The sequence below is a fragment of the Mucilaginibacter sp. genome, from assembly GCF_028288105.1.
Lineage (GTDB): Bacteria > Bacteroidota > Bacteroidia > Sphingobacteriales > Sphingobacteriaceae > Mucilaginibacter.
In genome coordinates this window covers 24,175-32,394 of record NZ_JAQBOI010000141.1, presented here as the reverse complement: position 1 = coordinate 32,394, position 8,220 = coordinate 24,175, and the positions used below count along the sequence as shown (strand labels likewise).

General features: G+C 42.7%; 8 protein-coding genes. 1 reads left to right on the top strand and 7 read right to left on the bottom strand.

Going from position 1 to position 8,220, the window contains the following annotated elements; all coding sequences use genetic code 11:
* Positions 1–44: 44 nt before the first annotated feature.
* Entirely contained in the window at positions 45–956 is a 912-nt protein-coding gene (locus JWQ85_RS09880; protein WP_299467419.1) for a polysaccharide lyase, read from the top strand.
* A 63-nt stretch (positions 957–1,019) separates the two neighbouring features.
* Here the strand turns inward: JWQ85_RS09880 and JWQ85_RS09875 are convergent, their stop codons facing one another.
* The 7 genes from JWQ85_RS09875 to JWQ85_RS09845 all read right to left on the bottom strand — a co-directional run bounded on the left by JWQ85_RS09875 (position 1,020) and on the right by JWQ85_RS09845 (position 8,220).
* Positions 1,020–1,607: a TlpA disulfide reductase family protein gene (locus JWQ85_RS09875; RefSeq protein ID WP_299467417.1), complete on the bottom strand. Its 588-nt coding sequence runs from the start codon at positions 1,605–1,607 to the stop codon at positions 1,020–1,022.
* A 76-nt stretch (positions 1,608–1,683) separates the two neighbouring features.
* Positions 1,684–3,081 (bottom strand): tetratricopeptide repeat protein, encoded by a 1,398-nt coding sequence (locus JWQ85_RS09870; RefSeq protein WP_299467415.1) that lies wholly within the window; start codon positions 3,079–3,081, stop codon positions 1,684–1,686.
* Positions 3,082–3,134: 53 nt separating this feature from the next.
* Positions 3,135–3,299: a hypothetical protein gene (locus JWQ85_RS09865; RefSeq protein ID WP_299467413.1), complete on the bottom strand. Its 165-nt coding sequence runs from the start codon at positions 3,297–3,299 to the stop codon at positions 3,135–3,137.
* A 190-nt stretch (positions 3,300–3,489) separates the two neighbouring features.
* On the bottom strand, positions 3,490–5,646 hold the full coding sequence (locus tag JWQ85_RS09860) for a molybdopterin cofactor-binding domain-containing protein (protein WP_299467411.1): 2,157 nt from the start codon (positions 5,644–5,646) through the stop codon (positions 3,490–3,492).
* A 46-nt stretch (positions 5,647–5,692) separates the two neighbouring features.
* The gene (locus tag JWQ85_RS09855) at positions 5,693–6,349 is read right to left on the bottom strand and encodes a hypothetical protein (RefSeq protein WP_299467409.1); all 657 of its coding nucleotides are present in this window, start codon (positions 6,347–6,349) and stop codon (positions 5,693–5,695) included.
* The gene (locus JWQ85_RS09850) at positions 6,346–6,819 is read right to left on the bottom strand and encodes a (2Fe-2S)-binding protein (protein WP_299467407.1); all 474 of its coding nucleotides are present in this window, start codon (positions 6,817–6,819) and stop codon (positions 6,346–6,348) included. The genes JWQ85_RS09855 and JWQ85_RS09850 overlap by 4 nt, the downstream gene beginning before the upstream one ends.
* Positions 6,820–7,122: 303 nt before the next feature.
* A complete protein-coding gene (locus JWQ85_RS09845; RefSeq protein ID WP_299467405.1) occupies positions 7,123–8,220 on the bottom strand; it encodes a hypothetical protein in 1,098 nt (365 codons plus the stop codon).

Here is an 8,220-nt window from a genome sequence, read left to right as displayed (position 1 = left end):
GGCGCCTGATATTATTTTAATATGTAACCAATTAAATTATAAATATGAGAAGAGGAATTATTACATCAGGAGTTACGCTTGCAATGGCAAGCATTATGCTGGGATCGTGCCAGAAAGAAGCGGGTACCAAAATGGAAGCACCTACGAGTACCAATGAATCGGCAGCTCACAACAGGCTTACTATTGACGCGGTTAATAGTAGCTGGACAGTTGACTGGAATAACAAAACTAATGGAGCTACCTATACCAGTAGCCAGGCTAACGGCGATTTTGGTAATGTAAGCGGCTGGAACGATAGCAGGGCCTATACAACTAACGGAAAAGACGGAACGGTGGGAAGCCGCGTTACTTTGCTTCCGGGGCAATTATCCGGGGCCGGCGGCTTAGTGGCTAATTCGGTTATACAGGCAGGTGCAGCTTATGAAATGGATTACGACGTGAAGTTTCACAGCCAGTTTAACTGGAGCAGAGGAGGGAAGGTAGGCTTTGGATTTGGGATTGGTGAACACAATACAGGAGGCGATGCAGCCTGGGACGGAAATGGCGGTACATTACGATTAATGTGGTACTCGCCGGATTCAAACCCCGGCAGGGTTTACTTTCAGCCGTATTTGTATTATAAGGATATGAATGGCGGATCATCATCCGGGAATAACTTTGGAGATACCTTTGGGAAATCATACCCAACAACGGGCGCATTGGTTAAAGGCCAATGGTATCATGTGCATTTATATATTAAAAGCAATACCGGTTCTAATACAGATGGGCATGTACAAATTGTTATTGACGGAAATATAATACTTGATCAAAACATTAGGTGGACTACCAATGATTCTAAGAGAATGATAGACCAGCTAACCTTTCATACTTTCCGTGGCGGCAGCCAATCTTATTGGACCGCCAACACTACAGATTATATTTATTATGATAATTTAAAAGTGCACAGAATTAACTAAATTAATATTAATGGGCCTGCTATTTTTTAGCAGGCCTATTTTGTTTTGATTGTATAGGTCGAACTAACGCTTACTCAATTCAAGAAAATAGTTGATAAACTTTTGATTGCTGTAATCAGCAGCGCCTTCATGCCGGATAACGATCTTGCCGGTTTTATCAACAACAAACGTGGTTGGGATAGAACCTGTTAAAAAGCCATCAGGAACCGGGCCTGCAAAGCTGTAAACGGGTAATTGGTAACCATTCTTATTCATAAAAGGCACCGATTTGTTAAACTTTCCATCTATATCAACAGTTAGTATTAAAACATTGGGGTTATTCTTAAATTGCTTAAAAAGGATATTTATGGAGGGCATTTCGGCAATGCATGGTGGGCACCATGGCGCCCAAAAGTTAACGAAAACCACTTTGCCTTTCTGTTCCTTCAAATTAATTAAGGTGCCGTCGGCAGATTTTAAAGTAAGATCAGGGATATAAGCGAATGCTTCATTGCCGGCTGGCTCGTATTTAACAGGCGGCTGAAAAAGCCCCACTTTCATAAGGCCTTTAACCAAAAAGGCTTTAGCTTGCGGGCTTATAAATACCACAACCACGAAAACAAACATTACAACGGTTGTAATATTTGACCAGCTTATTATCTTTTTCTTCATTTCTAAATAAATGATATCCCATACAAAATACGGGCATGGTTGCAAACTTATAGCAAAAGGCTTAAATATTGTAACATCAACGGCTTCTTATTTTTCTGGTCTTAAGGGTGTTTGGTTCGGGTGCTTTTGCCGGATGATCTGAAATATGCGCCAATTTTTCGCGAAGCCAACGTGTAGTTGAATGATGTAACGGTACTAATATGCCAGCCAATATAACAAGTATCAGTAGTTCAATCACCGGTAAATGATCACTTATAAGCTGTACAAACGGATGTACCAGCAGCGTTATGAACTCAAAACTAAATAATAACGAAAGCACGCTCATAAACTCAACTACTTTACGGTGAACACGGCTTTTGCTCAATATCAGCAAAAGCAAAAAGAAAAAGGGAATAAATAGGGCTATACCAATAAGTTGCAGGTTAATAATTCTTTTTTGTGCCTCCCTTTCTTTCTGTTCAGCTTTTTCCTGCTGGCGTTCAGCCTCATTAAAACTAAGGGTTTGTATCTCTTTTACTTTTTCGGCATTAAACATACTGTCTTTTGCAGCCATGGCTATTTTATAATACAATAACTCCTGGTGTTCGTCTTTTCCACGGTAATACTGGGTAAGTAAATCGCTGGCAGTATAAATACCCTCAGCGTATGCGGCTTTTTGTGCTGTTTTGAGTGCTATTGATGCATAGTAACGGCTTGAGTCTGGCTGGGCTTTTTTAATGTATAATTGGGCTACACTATTATAGGTATCAACAATAGCTATCTGGTCGTCATTTTCAATTGCATACCGTATGCTTAACCGGTAATACTCCAGCGATATTGGAACATTACCCATTTTATAGTTGATATCCCCCAAAATGGAAAGCGTATTGGGCATTGTATTTTTATCATTTAAAAGATGCTGTATGCCATATGCCTGCAGCTCATAATGTAATGCCGAATCAATTTTATTTAGTTTTAGGTAGCAGTTACCGATGTTGGATAGCACTATACTAACTCTCCTTCTGTCATGAAGGGCTTCGGCAACAGCTTTCGCTTTAAAATGATAGGTTAATGCTTTAACGTTATCGCCCTGGTCAGAGTAAATAATGCCAATATCATTCAGACTTTTTAGTACCCCCAACCGATCGTTTATTTCTTCGCGCAACCTTAAAGAGTTAAGCAAAAATAATAACGCGCGATCATACCTGCCGTTTTTCCAAAAAACAACGCCCAACCTGTTAAGACAGTTACCCTCACCTTCTTTATAGCCAATTTTCCTGGACAGATCCAGTCCCTGTTGCGCGTATATTAAGGCACTATCGGGTCTTATAGATTGTACTTTTAAACTCTTGTTTCGTAACAGCTCAACAGTTGCCGAATCGGCTGAAAATTTAAGCGCGTGCCTTTTTGTATTCTGAGCAAATAGAAACGTGCTCGCACACGTTAGGAGGCATACAAAGGTAAGGGTTACCCTGTTTGTTAAATTCAGGTGCATATGTTTTCATACCCCCTCAGACAGGGCAGCGGTTATAAGATAAAATACTTACATTAATCCTCGCCGGGTTCTTCCGTTTGGTCCTGATCATCGACCGATGCAATTTCGTTGGTAACTGCCGATGGATCGATCTGATCTTCAATAGCGGATGCCTGTGTATCGTTCTGCATAGCAACTCTGGTTTTACCCATTGAGGTGTTTTTGTTCAATATAGCCATGATAATGAGTATTTAATTAATGCCTATTTTTCAGTAGTTTTTTGGCTTATTTTATAAATTAAATATAAATAATTAATAGTTAAAAATCAAGATATTCATAACTATATAGTATACAATTTAGTAACAAAAAATTACACACTTTTACTATCAATTAAGTTCCAGTAAGCACAATTCGGTATTCTGTTGTACCTTAAACCAAGGCCATATCAAACGGTAGTTTTCTTATCCGTTTACTGGTCAGGTCAAAAATAGCATTGGTTAATGCCGGGGCAAAGGCAGGCAAACCCGGTTCGCCCACACCACCTGCATCAGCATCATTTTCCATGATGTATACGTCTATCGGTGGGATATCAGCTATCCTCGGCATCTTATAATCGTAAAAATTATTCTGCTCAACCAATCCGTCCTTAAAGGTGATCTCGTGGATAGTAGCCGCGCCCAGTGCCATAACAACACTTCCTTCTACCTGCGCCTTTATAATGTCGGGGTTTACATACCAGCCACAATCCATAACTGCCCACACATGGTCAATCTTAACTTTACCGTCTGCCTTTCTGGATACTTTTACCACCTGGGCAACGGTGCTCGAAAAACATTCTGTTATCGCTACGCCGTAACCTTCATTTTTCTTCCTGTTTTTCCAACCCGAAACCTCTTCCATTTTGTCTATCAGGCGTTGGCTTCTTTCATCCTTCAAATACTGCCTTCTAAAGGCAAGCGGGTCTTTTCCGGCCTCATGCGCCAGTTCATCCATAAAACTTTCGTAGGCGAAACCATTTGTTGAAGCGTACACCGAGCGCCACCACATAGTAGGCACAGGTGTTTCAAACGGCACATCAGAAAAGCTAATGTTTTTAATAGTTTCAAAATAAGGAGGTAAAAACCCCTCGGCAGTACTATCATTGGCCACATCCTTTTTACCACCCATAAAATGGTTGTGGTTTTGCCCGGCCATTCTAAATTTTACCGCACTGATCTCGCCATTTGCAATAACACCCTGTGCCCGGTAGGACATCCCCGGGCGATATGGCCCTTGTGTTGCATCATCTTCTCTTGTCCAAACAACCTGCACGGGGGCACCTATCTTTTTGGAGATCATTGTTGCCTCGTGGGGGTAATCTAAAAAAGCTTTCCGGCCAAAGCCACCACCCAGGAAGGTCATATTAACAAACACTTTTTCTTTAGGGAACCCCAATTGTTTACTAAGATATTCCTGCACCCAATCCGGCGCCTGTATAGGCCCCCATATCTCTAATTTATCTTTTTGATAATGTGCAATGCAATTTACGGGCTCCATACAGCTGTGCGACTGATAAGGTGTTTGGTAGATCACATCTAATGTTTTTTTCGCATTTTTTATGATACCGTCCGGGTCGCCTTGTTTTTTAAAAGAGAGGCCTTCCTTTGTTGCCAGTTCTTGGTGCTGGCGTTTATAAATGTCGGCTGTATTCACGTGCTCAAAGCCGGTATCATCCCACTCTACCCGCAAAGCCTTTTTGCCTTGAATAGCCGCCCATGTGCTATTAGCCACTACAGCCACACCTTCACGGGTAGTGTTAAAAACGTCCATCTGCACCTTAAAAACATCCGTAACACCAGGTATTTTCCGCGTAGCTATATCATCAAAGCTTTTTACTTTTCCACGCAAACGCGGGTTGCGCTCTACAGTTGCATATAACATGCCGGGCAGTCTCTTATCCAGCCCAAATATCGCGGCGCCATTGGTTTTTAACGGCGTATCTTGCCGGTGAAGCGGTTTGCCAACCAGTTTATATTCCGACCGTTTTTTTAGTATGATATTCTTTGGCGTTTCCAGTTTGGATGCATCCACAACCAGTTCCCCATAGTGGTATTTTTTCCCTGATGGGCGATGGATAACATTGCCAGACTGAGCATAGCACTCGGTTACCGGAACATTCCATTTAGCCGCTGCCGCAGTAATCAGCATCAAACGTGCCGTCGCACTTAGTTTTAGTAAGTTTTTATAAGAGCCCCGTATGGTGGAACTGCCGCCCGTTATCTGGCTGCCATATTTATCCTGGTTCCCTTGCGCGAAAACAATATTCACATCCTTAAGATCTACTTCCAGCTCTTCGGCTATTATTTGCGGGACCGACTGGTAGGAGCCCTGGCCCATTTCTGCGCGGTGGTTAAAGATAGTGACCTTGCCGTCGGTATCAATGCGTATCCAGGCATTCAGCTCGATATCGGCCGCTGCGGCACCATCTGCAGCTACTATTTGCGAATTTTTAGCGTTTGATGGGAAATAAAACCCTAAACAAAGGGCAGTGCCGGTAAGCCCGGCAGCCCTCAAAAAATTTCTTCTTGATACATTACTTGTACTCATGGTAAACAAGTTAAGTGGTTTGATGATCGTTTATAATAACACAGCTTTATTTCCCTTTGGGTGCATAAGCACCTGTTGTAAGCCACGTTATCCATGCCTTTTTAAATGCAGCATGGCTCATTGGTGGTAAGGTACGGCCTTCGCCCGGATTCCAGCCGGCAAGTACCAGCCCGTCGTCCGCATGCTCAATTAATTGCTGCATGTTTTTGTTGCCGTTTTGTTTTGGATTAATAAGTTGTTTAGCCAATTGGCGGGGCGTTTTGCCCTGGAAAACCATCTTCATATCAGCCGGTGGTAAATGCCAGTTAGGGTTGCCCGGTGGCGTGTGCAGGCCCGGGGTATTAGTTGCCTGGTGGCAGTTAGCGCACTTCATGGCATAAACGCCCTTACCGTCAATACCCCTTTGCGGCGACATGGTGTGCAACTGGCTCTCATCGCCCTGCAGCGGGATGTTCCCCGACGGATGGCAATTCATACAGCGGGCACTCATCAGTACGGTATATACCTGCTTAAAAGCTTTGACAGAGGCTACGCTGTCTTTTTTTATAACTAATGGCTTGGTCTTGGTATCGCCGGCTATTGGTTCGGTTTTCTTATTTAGGCCGAAAGCCATTATGCCAACCATAGATAACAGGAAACCAATAACGGCTACAGCTCTTAGTGGTAATAGATATCGTTTTTTATGATGTAATTGCTTTTTCATTTGCTTGCGCTCTCCTTTCTTTGAAGTTCGGCGGCAAGATGAATGGCCTTACGGATACGAAGATAGGTACCGCAACGGCATATGTTACCAGCCATAGCACTATCAATGTCCTCGTCGGTAGGGTTGGGTTTTTCTCTTAACAATACCGCGGCCGACATGATCTGACCGGAATGGCAATAACCGCATTGTGGAACATTCTCTTCATTCCAAGCTACCTGCGCAGGGTGGTTATTGTCTTTTGACAAGCCTTCTATAGTTACAATCTTTTGCCCTTCGGCGCGGCTAACTTTGGTGACACATGAACGTACAGCTTCGCCGTTTAAATGAACAACGCAGGCGCCGCATTGTGCTACACCACAGCCATACTTAGTGCCTGTTAAACCGATGATATCTCTTATCACCCACAATAAAGGCATATTAGGATCGGCATCCACCTGATATGCTTTCTGGTTTACATTTAGATTGATCATTTTAATAAATGTTTTAGATAGTAGGGTTATAAACAGGTGGTTAGGTTAAAAAAGCAGATGATTTATACAAATATACCTTTTTACAAATCCTTTTTTATATGATTTTAAAACAAAAAAAACGCCTCATAAATTTCTTGAGGCGGTTCGATTTTTCATCCAAATAGGGTAGCGGTTAAAATAGTTCGGCCTTATAGTTTTAACAGGATTGCCCCGTTCCAAAGCATTATGCTCCTGTCACTGGTTTTGCTGTTGCTTCATCAATTGCCCGGTTTGCCAAACCAAGCAAACAATACCCCACATATTTTAAAAGTCATATACATGTTCAATAATTATCTTATCGGCCAGGAAGGTTTGTACAGTGCCGCTTAAGCTCTTCACCGTTGTTACTAACGCAACCCTATTTAGGCCCGGTTTGGTTACAATAGGTTGGGTAAATAGCACATTATAATCACTATTTGCAGGCAAAGGTTTAGTGGTTAAAACAGTGATCATAATAGCGCCTTTATTGCCGGCGATCTCAATAAAGCTAATCCCTTTTTTTGCCAGCTTGCCAACCGAAGTATTAAATTCGGCATAGCGTGGTAAGTTGGCCTGTACCATGCCGTTTGGCAATAGCTTCATATTATGAATAAGCCCGGTTGTGTCCAGTCCAACAGGTAGCTTAGCCATCACCACAGCTGTTTGCAGTGAGGCGGTTTCATATGCCGATTTAGTGCCGAGGCCTATCAACCAGCCGTAAGCGCTTTTAACCATTAGCTCGGTAGTTAAATAATACCGGCGTTCCAGTTTGCGCAGCAAGTGCGAGCCAGAGAATGAAGTATTGCTCCACAGCGTTTTAAGCTGATGGTTAAAATCATACTGGTACCAGGGTAAAGCTTCAATAAATTTCACGTAACTGTGTTCATAGTCCGCATTGAATTTGTCTTCGGCGGTCATTTCTTCATTGGGGTTGGTATCGGTCACCCGGCCAATTACAGTCTCGTAAAACGATTTGATGCCGTACTCTGCCGTTGTGCTGCCTGCAATAACCATGATCATTACATGATAACCGGTATTGAATGGGAAATTGCCTTTTATCTGATCGTACATTACCCTATACCCGCTCCACATTTGATCAACATGCTTCATGTATGGAAATGTGGTAGAGGTGTGCGTTTTAAAGTAATCTGCCTGTTCGGCCGGACTAAATACCAGGAACCATTCGGGGTAGGTCAGGAAAGTTTGATCGGGCGGGCGTATAGCTGCCTGCGGTGTTAATGGATGCGCAGTAGTTGCAAGCCAGGCTTTATCAACCAACAAACCTTTTCCGGCAGGCACAGTGGATGGCTTCCTGTTTTTAACAGTAAACGTTATTATTGCCAGCAACAGCGAAATTAATGTCAATATCCGTAGCCTTCTCAT